Genomic DNA, 17,951 nt, shown 5'->3' with positions numbered 1-17,951 from the left:
AGGTCAAAACCCTCAAAGCAGTTATAACAGGCTGAAATCGAGCGCTTCCTGGTGGCAGCGGAAGCGCTGCACCTAAGCATCATCAAGCCGTTCATATCACCACATTGCGACCACTACAGGCAGACGCGCGTCCTGCACGAGGTGCTATTGAAGGCCGTGCGGGACGTCACCGGGAAAGAGGTCGAGTTCATCCGGTGGAACACCACTGGACCGGTGCTGCCCCCCTAAGGCTGGGTAAGCGCCTGGCTGCCGGGGATCGATCAGGCCGAACCCGCAGAACTGACAATGCCAGCGATGCGGATAGCGACGGCATCAAGTCCGCCGTCGTAAATTCTCGTGAGGACGTGTTCCGCAGCTTCAGCCCGTTGGGCAGTGCAACCGCGAACGTCGCCACCGCCCAACCTTGCCGGCCTGTTGGCGACGCAATCCCAAACTCCCCACAATCCGTCGCGCTCAATATGACAATAGAATCTGTGCTTGTGATTTTCCATGCAAGGTAAACTCCCCGCATCCCCATTGGGGTCCGATCTATCCAGGAAGGTGGTTAATGGGCCCGCGTTCGCCGATCGCACTTTAGGCTGGCCGCAGTGGTCCGTCGCCGCACGATGGACTGCTCACTGCACCGGCCATTCTCCACGACACCAGCGCGCGTCAGACGGCTGCCGATGCGGAATCGGCGAGATGCGGGAACAGAGTTCAGACGCCGACGTTTTTTCCCCAGGTCACGCGATTTTGCGCGTGTAGAACTAACGGAGGTAAAAATGAGCATCAAAATGCTTACGATGGGCGCGATGGCGCTCGCAGTGATGACGGGCTCAGCGCTGGCTGGCAGCAGCACCACTTCCGCGCTCGATGATCCTGCAAAGATGTCACCTTTCTTCACGGATGCCGGCATGAAAACCTTGAGGTCGGAAGCGGATTTCAAGACCGCATGGATGTCCATGAAACCGGATGAACAAAAGGCGGTGCTGAAAGACTGCGGCGACACCACGCTCAACAAGTCGCACGCTGATTTCTGTGCCATGGCCAAGAAGATGGGCGGCTGAGAATAACCGCTCTAGGCATTGTTCCCGAAACGTATTTGGCCCGTCCCTTAGGCACGGGCCTTTTTCTGCGGACCATTCCCTTGCGAGCCATGTTGCTAAGCGCTCCCGTCGGTCTCGCTTTCCTCGTCAATCATCCGGACTGGCAGATAAGCATTCGTTTCCAGCCACTCACGCAAGACGATCTGAATGAGCTCCGACCGGCCGATTTTCATTTCAGCGGCAATGGAGTTCAGTGCGTCCTGTGTTGCTGGCTCTAGCGGGAGGCCGGCGACGTTCCGGAGCATCAACGCAGCGCGCCGAAGCATGATCGGAAGATCCGCTCGCGACATGTCGGCGATGCTATCGGCGGCGTTCTCCAGTTCTTTGGCGAAGGATGATAGGGGCATGGCTCTCATCCTAAAGACAACAGCGGAATAATACACAGCAATTCAATTGAACAACGGGTGTATCGGGGAACGCCGCAAAATTATCTTGGTTGGATTGGCAGCAGGGATCACGGTTCACCTGGGCGGGCATCAATGGATGAGACGGTGATCCGAATATGCAGGCGGAACCTGTCGAAGAACAGCATGACCGCGAAGCCGTGGACCTCAGCTCTGTCATTGAACGCGTAACTGCGAGGGTTATCCACAGGTCACCAAGATTGGTAAAACGCTCCGAGCTTCGTTAAGGTTCCGTTAACACTCTGAGAGCATCGTTCGCGTGGGTTCTGAACCCCTAATCGCCTACGAAGCCCGCTGCCTAACCCCAAGCCCCCCGCCCAGGCAGCGGGCTTACTTTTCCAAAGAGAGCCACGTTGGCAGACAGCGCTCACCGGTTCAATTGAGCCTGAAAGCGTGTACGAACGGCGAACAAAGACCGCTTTGGGTCGATTCGGCGGAGCCGTTCGCCAAAGGCTTGGCGGAACTGCAAGAGCTTAGCAGCCGGCATCGCTGCCCAATCATGTGCGCGGAAGCCGTCTGGTGGCGGTGCCACCGCCGCATTATTTCCGACTACCTGCTCGGAGAAGGCGAACGCGTCATGCATACTCTTGGGGCCGGTCATGCCGAGGAGGCCAGCCTGACGCCAGGCGCTGTGTGCGCGATGATGGAACAATCGTTTATCCCGGGAGCATCTCCTCGGGACGCAAGCATGGATCATTGCAAGATCGCGGCCATGGCGATCGCCAGGCGTTGAAAAGCCTTCCACGCCAGGCACAGGGTCTGGCGGAACAAGCTGTGACCTCGAAGGTTGGGTCACGCAGACAGCTTCTAAGGCACGCGCATGGCGTTGGACAGAGACGGGGCGAAACTAGCGGCCGGATTGTCCGTCGCTGCATTAGCGGCACTAGCGGGATACAACGCCATCCGCGCCAAACGTGCGATCGCCAGCCTGACATGCGGACGTATGATGGCAATTGATGGTCTGCGCCTGCATTTTATCGAAGCCGGAACCGGCATGCCGCTGCTTCTCCTGCATGGCAATGGATCCATGGCGGAGGATTTCAAGTCGAGCGGCGTCTTCGATGAGGCGGCAAAGACCTACCGGGTGCTCGCATTTGACCGTCCCGGCTTTGGGCGAAGCTCACGTTCGCGCACCCGGCGCTGGTCCGCTTGCGACCAAGCCGACCTCATACATGCCGCCGCCGGCAGATTGGGTATTAAGAAATATCTCGTCCTTGGACATTCCTGGGGAGCCTGGATCGCCCTCGAGTTGGCGCGCAGGCATTCTTCATCGGTCGCCGGCATTGTGCTTGTCTCAGGCTATTACTATCCGCCACCGCGGCTGGATCTTGCACTGGCCGCACTCCCGGCATTGCCGGTGATCGGAACGGGGTTTCGCCACACCTTGTTGCCGCTGCTTGTGAGGCTTGCCTGGCCTTGGGCAATGGAAAAGATATTTCGACCCGCTATGATCGCCAGCGACTTCGCCGCATCCGCCAAGGATGCCGCCAGCCGCCCTTCCCAACTGCGGGCGGTTTGTTCGGAGTCAGCATCTATGCTGGCCGCGGCCCTGTCGAAGAAGGCCAGCTATAAGGACATTTCCGTACCGACCGGCATCCTGGCGGGATCTGGAGACCGGTTGTTCGATGCGGAACGGGATGCACGGCGCCTGCATGCCGAAGTTGGTGGGTCTCTCCTCGAGGTGATTCCGGGCGCTGGCCATATGGTTCATCAGAGCGCCCCGCAGGCAGTAGTCGGTATGGTGCACACGATTTCAGCACGGCACGCCCTTTCCCAATCGGGCCGTCGGCAGCGACGTAAGCTGCGTGCCGACGAGTTCAAGCTAGGTCCGGCTCCGCAAATGTTCCAGGCGGGCGACAAGTGACGCCGCTTGCACGAGATCGTCGTTCAAACGAGCTTTTCAAATGAGCGACCAACGTCCAGCCAACATGCAGTCGGTGCTCCACCAGAACATAGAGGCACTGGTCGAGCACAGGCGACAACAGGAGGAGCACCAAAGCGTTCAGGTGCGGATTGCCGGGGCTATTTCGCGCTTCGCGGGGAGCATGACTTTCGTCTATCTGCATCTCGCAATCCTCGTCGCCTGGATCCTTGCAAACCTAGGCGCGATACCAGCCATCCCAGCTTGGGACCCAACTTTCGTGATCCTGGCCATGGTCGCTTCCGTCGAGGCAATCTTCCTGTCTACCTTCGTGCTGATCAATCAGAACAGAATGGCCGAACACAGCGAGCGCCGAGCGGAACTGGATTTGCAGATCAGCCTCCTTAACGAACATGAAACCACGCGGCTGATCGAGATGGTGGCTGCCTTGGCGGTGCGTCTGAATGTCTCCACCCCGGCCGACAAAGAGCTGCGGCAACTGGCAGAGAATGTCGATCCCCGAAAGGTGATGACCCAAATCCAGCAGGCTTCTGAAGATCAGCAGGAAGCTTGATCAAAGCGACCGCGCCGGCAAGCCGCCGCAGCGTACCAACCCAACACGAGCTTACAGCGAGAAACCATTCGCGCGGCTGCTGTAGGCCTGCAATCGTCCTCATCGTCTGGCACTTGGCTGTCGAAGCACCAAGCCCGTCTTGGCGTTGTCCAAGGCGACCTCAGGACGTCAATCGATCGCGGCAGCGTATCAGCGGCGATAGCGAGGTACACTGGGGAGCCGAAGGTGTTCCCAACAGCATAATATGATCACCAAGCCCTTCTTTCTGCCGCAGATCATAACGGCCGTACCTCAACTCTTAAATGCTCAGCAAGGTCCAGAAACTCACATCCAGGATTCGGATCTTGGCCCGAGCTGCTGACTGGATCGCACGCCGGCAAGTCTTACATGCCGTATCCTGCGCCGTGCTTCTGGCTCTTGGCCAATTATTTTCGCCTCACCAAAACTCCCGGAACATTCTGTCCATCCTGCGTTGGGCCGCGCCGGACAATCCCTCTTGCACAATCGCCTGTTGCCCGGCATCGGAAGCTGGATCCCCACAGCTTCAGCCCGCCTCGGCTCCCCACCCGAGGCGGGCGGCGCGGAGTTGATGCAAGCATAGAGACGCCTTCACCCCATCAGAGCTGGCCGTACTGAGCCGCGTTTTGGCGCGCAGCAACCCCAAAAAACGAGACCGAAACCAAGAGAGAACGGAGTGCATCGCGCATCCTGGCTTACTACCAAGCTGGGATAACGGACGAGGACGAACTCGAACAGCTTTCTCGACAATCCCTCGCGTGGTTATCGACATTTCGGCAATTCAGCATGTGCACATACTAACTCCGGCGGACGGGCCACCGCGCGGCATGGCCCGACGCACAGAGCGTTCTGCCGGCGTCGAGCGTGATTCACAGCCGCCAGTTCTTAGGGCAGCTAGGAAGCAATGCATCAACGCCGCACCGGCTGCCCCGTCCTGGAACTTTAATGCGCGCCGCCAGGAACGGGGTCGCTGTGCTGACGTTCTTCTGGGGACAAGGTGAGATTTCAGTGAACAGGCATATTTCGCGGACGGATGTCGAACAAATCGATCACACGGATGACAGCGGGTTTACGATAGAGCACGGCGTCCCGCCATCTTCAGCTATCGCGGCAGCGCTGGCCGGTGGGCTGGAGGCCAGCCGGCACAAGCACATTATCCATATAACTGCCTCGGAACGCAGCGCCGACGAGATCGTCGGGGCTTTGCGTCAGTTCCTGCCGCACGCGGAGATCATCTTGCTGCCGTCCTGGGATTGCCTGCCTTACGACAGGGTGTGGCCCACACGCGCCAATATGGGGCGGAGGCTTCGTGCGTTGTGTCACATGGCAACGAAGCCCGATCGTGCGCGCATCGCTGTAATGTCGATCGAAGCCAGTCTGCAGCGGGTGCCGCCCGCCCAGGTCATTGCTGGCGGTTTCGCAATTCTGGAGGTGGGACAAAAGTTCGACCGGGATGATTTCAGAACAAGGTCCGAAGCTTTTGGCTATGTCGTCGACGAGAGGGTCGACGAACCGGGTGAAATAGCTTTTCGGGGCGATCTCATGGACATCTTCCCCGCTGGCGCGGAGGACCCCGTTCGCGTCGTCCTTGGCCCAGACAGCTGCATTCGAGAGCTCAAGACCTACGATCCGATCAGTCAGCTCAGCGACCAGGTTCGAGACTCGATTGCTGTCGGACCGGCATCCGAGCTGATGTTTAAAGCTGGTGATCATCCTGAGCTGACAGCGATGCGCGCGACGTCGATGGAAGAGCGCCTGGTCGCATTATATGGCGCGATGCCATCTGTCTTCGACAGTGCGTCGAGCGCCTCGATCTCCTTCCTTGAAGGGATCGATGGGCAGCCGCTCGACAAAATTCTGGACCTGATCGAGGATGCACGCCGTGCCAGGCAGGAGGCTGCCGGGCGCGAGAAACCTTTGCCGGAACAATTTTACCTGTCGCGTGAAGAGTGGGATGCTTCCGTGCGCAACCGCTCCACGAGACTTGCCGTTTCTGCCGAGCGAGTTCCCAAATTCTTTCGCCTGGCCCGGCCCGGGTACGAAATCGCTGAATTCGTGACAAGGCAGACAAGCGCCGGGGCCAGGGTGGTGTTGACCGGCGATGCCTCTGAACTGCAGCGAGCAGATCGCCTGCTCAATAGAAAGCTAGGCCGGCGGGCTGAGGAAGCGGTCGACTTACCGCAAATACTTTCGGCCGCGAGAGGCTCTCTTCTCAAGGCTGGCTTCGTCCTCCATGAAGGGTTTGTCGACGCGCAATCCGGTATCGCGATGGTCGCCGCAGCCGACCTGTTTGGCCCTGCGTTGAAGGCGGATGCCGGCATGGCCGCAAGCATACTCGAACCCGAGTTGCGCATCGGCGACGTCGTCGTCCATGAAGACCATGGCCTGGGCGTGCTCGCGGCGGTCGAACAGGTCGACTTGGCTGGTCAGCACCAGGATGTTGTCAGGCTGGAATATCATGGCGGGGCTTCCTTGCTGGTTCCGGTCGACGACTTTGGGAAAATATGGCGCTACGGCTCGGAACCGGAGGCAGTGTCGCTCGATCGCCTCAACGGCGAGGGCTGGCCCAAGCGACGCGAGGCTGCGTTGCGCGAGATCGACAGGCTGGCCAAGCGCCTGGTGGGCCTTGCCGAGATGAGGTCCAGCCAGCCCGCCGAGATCATCAAGCCCTCCCGCGCGGACTTGGCCCGTTTTGCGGCGAAATTTCCCTATACCGAGACTCCTGACCAGGCCGCCGCCATCCGCGCTGTGCTCGACGACCTTTCCTCGGGGAGAACAATGAACCGGCTCGTCTGCGGTGATGTTGGCTTCGGCAAGACAGAGGTGGCTTTGCGTGCTTGCGCCGCCGCCGCCCTCTGCGGGAAACAGGTTGCGGTCATAGCGCCGACAACCGTGTTGGCACGACAGCACTATGAGACGTTCAGCCGCCGTTTCGCAGGAACGGGCCTGCAGGTCGCCCACCTGTCAAGGATGGTCGGGGCAGCAAAGGCAAAAGCGGCAAAGGAGGGCCTGCGGAGCGGCCAGGTTACGATCGTCGTCGGTACTCAGGCCTTGGCGTCCAGGAGCGTCACTTTCGCCAATCTTGGACTGCTGGTGATTGACGAGGAGCACCGGTTCGGCGTCAAGTTGAAGCTGGCCCTGCGGAACATGGCGCCCTGCCTTCACACGCTGAGCATGAGCGCCACCCCGATACCGCGGACGCTGCAATCGGCGCTGTCGGGCATCCAGGATGTCAGCGTTCTAAACTCTCCGCCCGCCAAAAGACGTCCCGTCCGCACGATCCTGGCAGCGTTCGATCCAGCATCGGTGCGCGCGGCCCTCTTGCGTGAATTTCACAGGGGTGGACAGAGTTTCTTCGTGGTTCCTCGCATCGAGGACATTGGCCCGGTCTCTGACCAGCTGAACAGGCTGGTGCCGGAACTCGGCGTTATGACGGCGCACGGTGAAATGAAAGGGAGGCAGCTGGACGAAGTCATGGTCGGATTCGCTGACGGTGATGGCGACATTTTGTTGAGCACCGACATCATCGAGAGTGGGCTCGATGTGCCTCGAGCCAACACCATCATTGTCTGGCGCCCGGACCGGTTCGGTCTGGCGCAGTTGCACCAGCTACGGGGTCGGGTCGGTAGAGGAGCGATGCAAGCGGCTGCGTTTCTTCTGACGGAACCTGGCGTTGAGCTGGCCGACGGCACCAGGGCCCGGCTTTCGACAATGCTTGCGCTCGATCGGCTTGGCTCCGGCCTGGCAATCAGTCAAAGGGACCTCGACCTGCGCGGCGCCGGCGATCTGTTCGGCGAAGATCAGGCTGGGCATATGAAACTGATCGGAGTGGGCCTCTACGAGCACTTGCTGGAGCGGGCGGTCTCGGCGGCTGGAGAAGGGGCCGACCCCAACAGGCAACTTGCCAACATCAACGTGCCTGCAAAACGGGCTTTTCCCGAAAGCTATGTAAACGAGCCTACTGTCCGTGTTGGCCTCTATGCGCGGCTCTCTCGTATTCGTTCTGACTTGGACCTTGATGCATTCAGCGAGGAGCTCGAGGACCGCTTTGGTGACATGCCTGGCGAAGTGACCGTTCTGCTGGAACTTACCAGGTTGCGGATAGCAGCGTCGGAACTGGGTGTCGGCAAAGTTGATGTTGGGCCCGAAGCCGTCGCGATCACCTTGCGCAACAAGCCTCTGGCGTCACGATGGCGGGACAGGAAGGTGTTGGGCCTGGAGTACCGAAACGGCCGCGTGATTTTCAGGCGGATCGAGCCCCGCGTCTCAGGCATCGATGCCGTTCGCTTGGCGCTAGATGCCATACGTGCAGTTCAGCCAAAGCACGAGGTCTGACGAGCCTTTTATCTCCACCCCGGCGGTACAATGTACCAGCTTCATATCACCTCAGCCAAGACTAGCAGGGCGAGGTTTAAGGCATCGTTCCGGCTTGATGGGCCGTCATGGCGGCCATGTTCTCGTTCAGGTGGGCCATGATCCAAACCGAGCCCAGGACCACCAGCGCAACGATCAGCACGCCGAAGGCCAAGGCCAGGATGTTGTTGGTGTTGTCCGGCCCGGTGGTCAGGTGCAGAAAAAAGACTAGATGCACACCCATCTGCGCAACAGCGAGCACCACCAGGGCCGAAATCACCGCCGGCTGGTAAATCAGATCGGTTTGAGCCGCCAGGAATGACGCGATCGTGAGCAGGATGGCCAGGCCGTAGCCGATCACATAGCCCAACAGCCCTCCAGCCACTTCGTGCTCGGTTATACGTTCCTCGCCCGGTGCGGAATCGCGGCGGTCCTGCATCTCGCCGGGCCTGCTCTCGGTGTCGGTCATGGCGATGCTCCCAACAGATAGACCAGGGTGAAGATGGCGACCCAGATGATGTCGAGTGCGTGCCAGAAAAGCCCGAAGCAGTGGAGCCGCCGCAAAATATCCGACCGAAAACCCTTGACCCATAGCTGCGCCATCATTGTACCCAGCCAGAGCAGCCCCAGCCCGACATGGGTGCCGTGGCAGCCAACGAGCGCAAAGAAGGCTGATAGAAATGCGCTGCGCGAAGGCCCCGCCTGCTCGCCAATCATCGCCGCGAATTCCTGTACCTCCAGAAACAGGAAGGCTGCCCCGAGCAATCCGGTGACGAGCAGCCAGGCCTGCGTGGCAGCCATCGATCTGCGATGGGTCGCGAGTGTCGCCAGGCCACCGGTGAAGCTCGACGTGAGCAGAAGGCCCGTCTGCACCGCAACGCGGGTGGGCTCGAACAAATCCTTGCCGGTCGGTCCGCCGGCGGTCGCCTTGGCAAGCACGGCATACGCCGCGAAGAAGGCCGAGAATATGATGATGTCGGACAGCAGAAAGATCCAGAAGCCATATGCCACGGTGACGAATTTCGAGGCCGGGCCGCCTTCTCCGTGGCCGGTCGCGGAGCGCACGCCATGTCGGCCGCCCTGACCAAGCCGATAGGGGTCTCGGGCCTGGGTGCCCGCGCCGAAGTCGCCGGGTAGCGCGTGATCGCTCATGCCGGCCGCTCCCAGCGCCGCAGCCGGGCTGACTGTGCGGCCTTGTGGTCATCGTCGATGCGCGCGACCTTTTCGGCGGGAATCTCATAATCCCCATGATCGCGCCAGGCGAAGACGACGAAGGTCGCGTAGGCGCCGATGAAGCCGACGATCGCCAGCCACCATATATGCCACATCAGCGCGAACCCGATCAGCGTGCTGAAGAAGGCGGTGACGAAGCCTGTCGGGCTGTTGCGCGGCATCTCGATAGGCTCGTATCCTTCCTCCGCACCGGGCCTCTTCTCCTCCCTTGCCCGTTGCTTGATGCGCCAGTAGGGCTCTTCATCCTCGACGAAAGGCAGCCGCGCGTAGTTGAAAACGGGGGGAGGGGAAGACGTCGACCATTCCAGTGAACGCCCGTCCCATGGGTCGCCTGTCTCATCGCGAAGCTTGTCGCGATGTCGGATCGAAACGGCGAGTTGCATGATCTGCAGTGCGGCGCCGGCGATCATCACCAGCACGCCGAACGCGGCCCACCACCAGCCATGGCGCCCAAAGATCCATGTCGATATGCTGCAGGCGCCGCGTCATGCCGAGCAGACCGACGATATAGAGCGGCACGAAGACCAGCATGTAGCCGGCCAAGGTGACCCAGAATGCGGCCTTGCCCCAGCCTTCGTGCAAGCGGAATCCGAACGCCTTGGGAAACCAGTAGGTGAAGCCGGCGAACGCGCCGAACAGCACGCCCGAAATGATGACGTTGTGGAAATGCGCGACGAGGAAAAGGGAGTTGTGCAGCACGAAGTCGGCCGGTGGAACGGCAAGCAGAACGCCGGTCATGCCGCCGACGGTGAAGGTGGTCACGAAGCCCAGCGCCCAAAGCATCGGCGTGTCGAAGCGGATGCGCCCGCCATACATGGTGAAGAGCCAGTTGTAGATCTTCACCCCGGTGCCGACGGCGATGACCGACGTGGCGATGCCGAAGGCGGCGTTGACGTCTGCTCCGGCGCCCATGGTGAAGAAATGATGCAGCCAGACCATGAACGAGACGATGCAGATGAACATCGTGGCCGCGACCATCGAACGGTATCCGAACAGCGGCTTTGACGAGAATGTCGAGAAGACCTCGGAGAAGATGCCGAAGGCGGGAAGCACCAGAATGTAGACCTCGGGATGGCCCCAGGCCCAGATCAGGTTGACGAACATCATCTGATTTCCGCCGGCTTCGTTTGTGAAGAAATGGAAGCCGAGATAGCGGTCCAGCGTCAGCATCGCCAGCGTGGCGGTGAGGATCGGGAAGGCTGCGACGATGAGCAGGTTGGACGCGAGCGAGGTCCAGCAGAACATCGGCATTCGCAGGTAGCCCATACCAGGCGCACGCATCTTGAGGATGGTCGTCACCAGGTTGACGCCGGTAAGCAGCGTGCCGACGCCGGAGATCTGGATCGACCACAGATAGTAATCGACGCCGACGCCCGGCGAGTAGGTGGTCTCCGACAAGGGGGCATAGGGCAGCCAGCCGGTGCGCGCGAACTCACCGATGACAAGCGAGATGTTGACCAGCAGGGCTCCGGAAGCCGTCAGCCAGAAGCTGACGGAATTGAGTGTCGGAAAGGCTACATCGCGTATGCCAAGCTGCAGCGGTACGGCGAAATTCATCAGGCCGATCATGAAAGGCATCGCCGCGAAGAAGATCATAATCGTGCCGTGCGCGGAGAAGATCTGGTCGTAATGCTCCGGCGGCAGGTAGCCCGGCCCGTGGATCGCCAGCACCTGTTGCGTGCGCATCATGATGGCATCGATGAAGCCACGCAGAAGCATGAGCATCGCCAGCACAATGTACATCACGCCGATGCGCTTGTGGTCGACCGAGCTTATCCACTCGTTCCACAGATAGGGCCAGTAGCCCTTCACCGTTATCCATCCAAGCACGGCGACCGCTGCCAGAAAGACGCCGAGAGCCGCGACGAGCGGGATGGGTTGATCGAAGGGAATGGCCGACGAGTCGAGCTTGCCCAGCATCGTCATTCCGCCCCTTCTGCCTGTGGATGATGCCCCGTCGGCGGCGCCGCCGCGGGCAATGCCTTTGGGCTCACCTGTGGCTCGCCGCCGGCGGCACTTTCGGCCGGCCCCGGACCCGGGGGCAATATCTGCTGAGCGACGGCATCGAACAGCCCGGGCTGAACATGGCCGAACGTGGACGGCGGCACGTTGGTGCTTTGCCGGGCGAGCTCGCGATAGGCATTCGCGTTGAGCACGCCGCCGCCGCCACGCAGCGACGACGTCCAGCGGGTGAAGGCATCGGCTGAAACCGCGCTCACGCTGAAGTTCATGTCCGAGAAGCCGTCGCCGCTGAAGTGCGCCGACTGGCCGAAAAAGCTGCCCTCATAGTCGGCCTGCAGATGCAACTCGGTCTGCATGCCGTTCATGACGTAGACCATGCTGCCAAGCTGGGGCACGAAGAACGTGTTCATCACGCTGGCCGAGGTCAGCTTGAAATGAACTGGAACGCCGGCGGGGATAACCAATTGATTGACAGCGCCCACGCCCTGCTCGGGATAGAGGAACAGCCATTTCCAGTCGAGCGCCACCACCTGGATGTCGAGCGGCGGCTGCGCGGAAGGGATCGGTTTGCGCGGATCGAGCTGGTACGATCCGTAATAGATCAGCCCGCCAAGGAAAAGGATGGTGAGCGTCGGGATCGACCAGACGATCAACTCGATGCGCCCCGAATAGGTGAACTCCGGGTCATAGCGCGCGTCGCTGTTCGAGGCGCGGAATTTCCATGCGAAGGCCAAGAGCGCAACAAGCGTCGGAACAACGATCACCAGCATCACCGCCAGTGAGTTCAAGAGGATCGTGCGGTTGCCCGAGCCAATGGGTCCTTGCGGGTCGAGCACACCCCCCGCGCAACCGGGCAAGAATGCGATTGCCGGGATCCAGAGCAGTTGCCGCCCCGGCTTGGGGCTGGATGGCAACAACACTTGCTCGGCCACCAATCCTGGAGAGGACGCGTTCTTGGGGCACGCGCTCTTGGCACTTCTCATCTGAAGCCTTCCTCTGAACCAACTTCAAGGCGCGTGGCCGGGGTGCCGCCCTCCGCCGGACGAAGGACCTAACTGGCGCTTCCCCGGTTTGTTCCTCCTCGCTGGCTCATGCACAAACTCCAATTCGGCGGCACGGCGATGGAGCACAGCTAAGTCGATCACCCCATCAAGCTGGTGGAGCCAGAACCGCTCCACGGTTTTGGCCCATGAGCGAATCGACGCCAGTCATGGCTAATGACGACCGGTGGGGCCCGAACTTCTTGCCGATCGCCGCGCCGGCGGAGAGGACACGTCCTTCGGGGTGCTCGTTTTCCATCTGACGTCTGCTCCTGACGCGGGATTTTTTCGGGGCTGGCCGCAAGTCGCCCAAGCGTGCGACGCCTAACTGGCGCCTCCCGGGATTGTTCCGCTTGTCAGTGTTTGGGCGACATGGGCGCGACCCGAGGGGGGAACTCTACCTGCTCGAGAGATGGAGTTGTCCAACGTGACCATATTCACAACGACGGCGGCTCGGTTACCTCAGCTATTTGCAGCCATCGCTGGCTCGCGTACGAATTTTGATTTCGGCGGGACGGCGAACACCGTGAAGCGCTCAGCCAGACTGTCAAGAGCTTTACGCATGCCCACTCCAGCGGCAGCCGCACCGTGTCCGGTGATGACCATCTGAGGGTTCAGGGCAGCCAGACGCTTCACAGATCTTTCCGCCGCATCCCAGTCCGGCGTGAAGTAGCGCGGCGGACCGTGCATCTCGAGATCCTGGACGGCGACCTCATAGACCGACTCCTGACCGGTGGTGATGAAAGCGTCCCCTACGATCAGCGAGCGGTCTTCCTCGCGCCAGAGCGAAATGTGACCAGGGGCGTGCCCGGGTGTGTGCAGCCATTGCCATCCGGGCATTCCGGGGACCGATCCGTCGGCGGGCAAGAGTTCCAATCGGTTGCCAAGATCGATCGGCCCGCGTGGAAAGAGCGGCGAAAGCAGCGCCATCAGTCCGCCCCCGACCCAGGGATCCGGTGCCGGATAACATTCAGTTCCGTCCAAATAGGGCCGCTCGAGTCCATGCGCGAAGACGGGCACCTCCCACCTATTCGCGAGGTCCAGAACCGTTCCCACATGGTCAAAATGGCCGTGTGTCAGGATAACCGCGGCAGGCCGTGCGTTGGTGCCAAACCGCTTTTCCGCGACCGCAAGAATACTGCTTCTCGACGTCGGCAACCCCGTATCTATTAGCACCCAGTTCCGATCTCCGCTGCGCGGTGCGCCGAAGAACACGACATTGACGATTGCCAGCCGCAAATAACCCAGGTCCGGTGCGATGCTCCAGGCACCGTCGCCATGATCTTCGCGCCTGGCGTGGTCGATCTCGGAAAGTCGAATCTGAACGGTCATGATCCCGTGCCTCGGTTGTTGCTGCGCAGCCGCTCGAGTTCATCGGCGGCGGTGGTACATGCCCCGAACTTGGGCACGGCCCCCTTGTTCCTTCCTTGATCCTCGTTCGCCACCCGGATTGCAGACAGCGCGACGAACCCGTTATTTATTAACTGGTTACGAGGCGGTTCGCCCAAATTGAGTCAAGAAGCTAGGCCACCCATTCGCTGGCTGCATTTATCTTACACCCCTTGGCAGCTTTGCTGCCCAATCTTGGTCATTGAGAGATTAGCAGCCGCTTCCAAAAAGCAGACATCACAGGGACTGCGTCGTAGCTCCGATGTGCCTCAGAGCGCTTCTTTTAAGCAAACAGAGGCTGCCGTTCGTGAGCTAATACCGAGATCTCCTGGGTCGCCAGCTTTCTTAGCGACGAAACGGTGAAATGGTTGGCTCCGTTTGTCGGGCTGGCCAGCCCGATTGAAGCGGAGCACGATCATGCCCTTCAAAGCACGTGGAAGGATGCCAGGGGCCTAGGTGGACGGGGTCCCCCTGTCAGACCTTCCGGCTGGCCAGCAGCCTTGTAAGCCAGTCCGGATCCATTTCCGGTACGGACGACAAAAGCCGTTCGGTGTAAGCGGCATGGGGAGGTGTGAGAACTTGGCTCTTCAGTCCCTGTTCAACGACTTTGCCCTGGTGCATGACAACGATTTGGTCGGCTATCGCCCTTACGGTAGCAATGTCGTGGCTAATGAAGATGTAGCTCATTTCGAGTTCACGCTGCAGGCGCATGAGAAGCTTGAGGATTTCCTCTTGGACGATCTGGTCGAGCGCGGACGTGATCTCGTCACAGATGATAAGCTCTGGATCGGCTGCCAACGCCCGGGCAATGCAGACGCGTTGCTTTTGGCCGCCCGATAGCTCGCCAGGCAGGCGTTCCAGAAAATCCTCGCTCATCTCGACCATGTGCATAAGTTCGCAGATCCGGCGATCCTTCTGCGCGCCCTTTAGGCCGAGGTAGAATTCGAGCGGCCGAGCTATGATTTCTTCGACCGTCTGGCGCGGATTCAGGGCGTTGTCGGGCATTTGGTAAATCATCTGCATGCGGCGCAGGACCTCCTTCGGCCGCGTCTTCAGGCTCGTGGAAAGGGGCTGCCCGGCAAAAGAAATCAAACCTGAAATTGGCGGCAAGAGACCGGTGACGACTCGCGCGAGCGTCGATTTGCCCGAACCGGATTCGCCGACCACGGCCACGGTTCTTCCGCGCGGAACCTTGATGGAGACATCCTGGAGCACCTTGACCTTTCCTGCATAGGCCGCGGTAACGTTGTCTATCGTCAGCAGATAGTCATCGGCTGGAACTTCGGGCTTGGCGAGCTTGCGTACGGCCCAGAGCGTTTTGGTATATTCCTGGCTGGGCGAGGCCAGCATCTGGCGTGTATCAGCCTCCTCCACGGTGCGTCCGTGGCGCAGAACCATGATACGATCCGCCATTTGCGCCACCACCGCCAGGTCATGCGTCACGTAGATTGCAGCGGTGCTGAATTCCTCCACGATGTTGCGAATGGAAGCTAGAACTTCAACCTGCGTGGTCACGTCGAGCGCGGTTGTTGGCTCGTCGAATATTATGAGGTCCGGACGACAAGCCATTGCCATCGCTGTCATTGCCCGTTGCAACTGCCCGCCGGAGACCTGATGAGGATAGCGAAAGCCTATGGTCTCCGGTTCTGGGAGTTGAAGGCGTCGATAAAGATCGACGGCGCTCCGGTTCGCCTCTTCCCGGCCGGCAATTCCATGCGCCACCGCTGTTTCGACGGTTTGTTCCAAGAGCCGATGTGCCGGATTGAAAGAGGCAGCCGCGCTTTGTGCGACATAGGCAATGCGGGAGCCCCTGAGGCGACGGCGCCCTTTTTCATTGACTGCCAGAAGATCAATCCCGTCGAACAGGACCGAGCCTTGCATGATCCGGCAGCCCGGCTTGGCATAACCCATTGCGGCAAGGCCAATGGTGGACTTGCCGGCGCCTGATTCGCCGATCAGGCCAAGAACCTCGCCCCGCTTCAGCGTCAGATCGATCCCGCGGACAATCGGATGCCAGCGCTCGTCCGAGAACCCCTCCACATGCAGATTGCGGATTTGAAGTAGATCCGTGCCTTTTTCGCGTGAGCCTGGACCGCTACTTTTCATCCCGCAACCCGCTTGTTGCGTGCAGGAACCAGTCCACAACGAAATTCACGGACACGGTAAGGAGAGCAATCGCGCCGGCCGGAAGTAGCGGGGTGACGTCGCCGTAGGTGATCAGGGTCGCGTTCTCGCGCACCATTGATCCCCAATCGGCCGTCGGCGGCTGAATACCGACGCCGAGAAACGACAGCGCCGCGACTGTCAGGAACACGAAGCAGAATCGCAAGCCGAACTCGGCGACCAGTGGCGGCATGACATTGGGAAGGATTTCCTTGGCGATGATCCATTTTGGTCCCTCGCCGCGTAATCGTGCCACCTCGACATATTCCATCACCGCCACGTTAAGCCCGACGGCGCGAGAAAGCCGAAAGACCCGGGTGGAATCGAGAAGCGCAATGATGACAATCAGGCTCGTGATCGACGAGCCGAAGATCGTCAGCAGCACCAGCGCGAAGATCAGACTCGGGATTGACATCAGCACGTCCACCGCACGTGACAAGATCTGGTCGAGCCACCCCCTGTACAATGCGGCAAGAAGGCCGAGCGAGACGCCGACCGCGAAGGACAGCAACGTGGTCGCGACCGCGATAGCGATGGTGTTGCGCGCACCGTAGATCAAGCGGGTGAGCATGTCGCGGCCGAGCTGATCGGTTCCCAGTTTGAACTCCTGGCTCCACGGCGCGAAGGCTTCGCTGAAAACCTGCGTCTCGCCATATGGGGCTATCCAGTGCGCGAAGACCGCAACAAAGACGTAGCCGAGGATCACGACGATGCCGAACCACGCGCTGAACGGTGCCTTCTTCAGCGCAGTTTTCGCCCGGGTGGCACGCGAGCGCCTCAGCCTCTGAAGCTCCGCGACAGATTCGGATCTGGTCATCGTGGGTGCAAGAGCCTGGGATTGGTGGCGATGGAAATAATGTCGGCTAGCAGGTTGAGAAGGATATAAGTCGCGGCGAAAATCAGGGCGCAGGCCTGGACAACCGGAACATCCCTGGATTTTACCGCGTCAACCATCAGCTGGCCGATGCCGGGGTAAACGAACACGACCTCGACCACGACCACTCCGACGATGAGATACGCCAGATTGAACGCGACCACAGTGACGATCGGAGCCCAGGCATTGGGCAGGGCATGCCTCAGCACGATCACCATCGGGGACATTCCCTTGAGGCGCGCCATATCGATGTAGGGGCTTGACAGCATGTTGATGATGGCCGCTCGGGTCATGCGCATCATGTGGGCCACGATTACAAGCGTAAGGGTGATTGCCGGCAGGGCGACTTTCCAGAGATGCTCCCAAAATGGCGTCTGATCGTTCACATTCGACAATGTCGGAAATTTGGGAACCGCATTGAGCGCCCAGTTCAGCGAGACAGTGAGCCAATGAGGCAGCGTTTGAGCGAAATCGGATCCGATGAACGTGTCGCGCGAGATCACCAGGTAGGCGAGCATATAAGCGACGAAAAATTCCGGGAATGAAATGGTTGTCAGTGTCGCGACATTCACCAGCCGGTCGAACCAGCCGTTGCGGTACAGCGCAGCCAGAATGCCAAGCCCCAAGGCCAGGGGAACGGCTATCAGCGCCGTCACCGCTGCAAGGAACATCGTGTTGTAGAGGCGGGGTGCGATGATCTCGGCCACGGTACGCCGATATCCGGTGCGGCTCGCAAACGAAGAGCCGAAATCGCCATGGAGCATCTGGGCGACCCAAGCGAAGTAGCGCTCGACAGGCGGACGATCGATGCCGATCTCCCGCTGGAACGCGGCGACCGTTTCGGGCGTCGCCGACTGCCCGAGCGTGGCCTTGGCGAAGTCGCCTGGGAGCATCGCGATCGCAGAGAAGATGATGATGGACACGATGAACAAAGTGACCAGACCGAGGCCAAGGCGCTGCAGGACCGTTCTTGCGACGGGGTTCATGTGCGTGGC

14 protein-coding genes and 1 pseudogene are annotated in these 17,951 nt (G+C 60.3%); 6 read left to right on the top strand and 9 right to left on the bottom strand.

Translation table 11 applies throughout. The annotated features are described in order from the left end of the window. The first annotated feature begins 36 nt into the window (after positions 1 to 36). Together A4R29_RS35210 and A4R29_RS31065 are read left to right on the top strand one after the other, a co-directional pair. A complete protein-coding gene (locus A4R29_RS35210) occupies positions 37 to 228 on the top strand; it encodes a hypothetical protein (protein ID WP_244507026.1) in 192 nt (63 codons plus the stop codon). A 533-nt stretch (positions 229 to 761) separates the two neighbouring features. Next, entirely contained in the window at positions 762 to 1,046 is a 285-nt protein-coding gene (locus A4R29_RS31065) for a hypothetical protein (RefSeq protein WP_013525246.1), read from the top strand. A gap of 95 nt (positions 1,047 to 1,141) precedes the next feature. On the opposite strand, the gene A4R29_RS31060 is transcribed toward A4R29_RS31065, so the two are convergent. Next, a complete protein-coding gene (locus A4R29_RS31060) occupies positions 1,142 to 1,432 on the bottom strand; it encodes a hypothetical protein (protein ID WP_063170623.1) in 291 nt (96 codons plus the stop codon). Between the two features lie 436 nt (positions 1,433 to 1,868). Here A4R29_RS31060 and A4R29_RS35505 point away from each other — a divergent pair, with 436 nt between their 5' ends. The 4 genes from A4R29_RS35505 (at position 1,869) to A4R29_RS31040 (ending at position 8,277) form a co-directional block, all read left to right on the top strand. Then, a complete protein-coding gene (locus A4R29_RS35505; protein ID WP_338039907.1) occupies positions 1,869 to 2,222 on the top strand; it encodes a DUF488 family protein in 354 nt (117 codons plus the stop codon). Between the two features lie 87 nt (positions 2,223 to 2,309). Further along, positions 2,310 to 3,353 (top strand): alpha/beta fold hydrolase, encoded by a 1,044-nt coding sequence (locus tag A4R29_RS31050; RefSeq protein ID WP_063173940.1) that lies wholly within the window; start codon positions 2,310 to 2,312, stop codon positions 3,351 to 3,353. A 40-nt stretch (positions 3,354 to 3,393) separates the two neighbouring features. Further along, positions 3,394 to 3,924: a DUF1003 domain-containing protein gene (locus A4R29_RS31045; protein WP_063170620.1), complete on the top strand. Its 531-nt coding sequence runs from the start codon at positions 3,394 to 3,396 to the stop codon at positions 3,922 to 3,924. A gap of 963 nt (positions 3,925 to 4,887) precedes the next feature. Further along, positions 4,888 to 8,277 (top strand): DEAD/DEAH box helicase, encoded by a 3,390-nt coding sequence (locus A4R29_RS31040; protein WP_063173939.1) that lies wholly within the window; start codon positions 4,888 to 4,890, stop codon positions 8,275 to 8,277. Between the two features lie 76 nt (positions 8,278 to 8,353). On the opposite strand, the gene cyoD is transcribed toward A4R29_RS31040, so the two are convergent. The 8 genes and pseudogenes from cyoD to A4R29_RS31000 all read right to left on the bottom strand — a co-directional run bounded on the left by cyoD (position 8,354) and on the right by A4R29_RS31000 (position 17,942). Further along, on the bottom strand, positions 8,354 to 8,764 hold the full coding sequence (gene cyoD / locus A4R29_RS31035) for a cytochrome o ubiquinol oxidase subunit IV (RefSeq protein WP_013525252.1): 411 nt from the start codon (positions 8,762 to 8,764) through the stop codon (positions 8,354 to 8,356). Then, the gene (locus A4R29_RS31030) at positions 8,761 to 9,447 is read right to left on the bottom strand and encodes a cytochrome (ubi)quinol oxidase subunit III (protein WP_082826763.1); all 687 of its coding nucleotides are present in this window, start codon (positions 9,445 to 9,447) and stop codon (positions 8,761 to 8,763) included. Before A4R29_RS31030 ends, cyoD begins: the two co-directional genes overlap by 4 nt. Next, positions 9,444 to 11,448: pseudogene (gene cyoB, locus A4R29_RS31025) on the bottom strand (cytochrome o ubiquinol oxidase subunit I). Before cyoB ends, A4R29_RS31030 begins: the two are co-directional and overlap by 4 nt. A gap of 2 nt (positions 11,449 to 11,450) precedes the next feature. Next, positions 11,451 to 12,473, bottom strand: coding sequence for a ubiquinol oxidase subunit II (gene cyoA, locus A4R29_RS31020; RefSeq protein WP_063170617.1), 1,023 nt, complete (start codon positions 12,471 to 12,473; stop codon positions 11,451 to 11,453). Between the two features lie 519 nt (positions 12,474 to 12,992). Continuing rightward, a complete protein-coding gene (locus A4R29_RS31015) occupies positions 12,993 to 13,862 on the bottom strand; it encodes an MBL fold metallo-hydrolase (protein ID WP_063173938.1) in 870 nt (289 codons plus the stop codon). Between the two features lie 531 nt (positions 13,863 to 14,393). Further along, positions 14,394 to 16,025, bottom strand: coding sequence for an ABC transporter ATP-binding protein (locus A4R29_RS31010; protein ID WP_063173937.1), 1,632 nt, complete (start codon positions 16,023 to 16,025; stop codon positions 14,394 to 14,396). Next, positions 16,015 to 16,899: an ABC transporter permease gene (locus A4R29_RS31005; protein WP_027162024.1), complete on the bottom strand. Its 885-nt coding sequence runs from the start codon at positions 16,897 to 16,899 to the stop codon at positions 16,015 to 16,017. The genes A4R29_RS31010 and A4R29_RS31005 overlap by 11 nt, the downstream gene beginning before the upstream one ends. Continuing rightward, positions 16,896 to 17,942 (bottom strand): ABC transporter permease, encoded by a 1,047-nt coding sequence (locus tag A4R29_RS31000; RefSeq protein WP_063173936.1) that lies wholly within the window; start codon positions 17,940 to 17,942, stop codon positions 16,896 to 16,898. Before A4R29_RS31000 ends, A4R29_RS31005 begins: the two co-directional genes overlap by 4 nt. Between the last annotated feature and the right edge of the window lie 9 nt (positions 17,943 to 17,951).

The sequence above is a fragment of the Mesorhizobium ciceri biovar biserrulae genome, from assembly GCF_001618845.1.
Taxonomy (GTDB): Bacteria; Pseudomonadota; Alphaproteobacteria; order Rhizobiales; family Rhizobiaceae; genus Mesorhizobium; species Mesorhizobium ciceri.
This window is presented reverse-complemented; position numbering and strand designations above follow the sequence as displayed.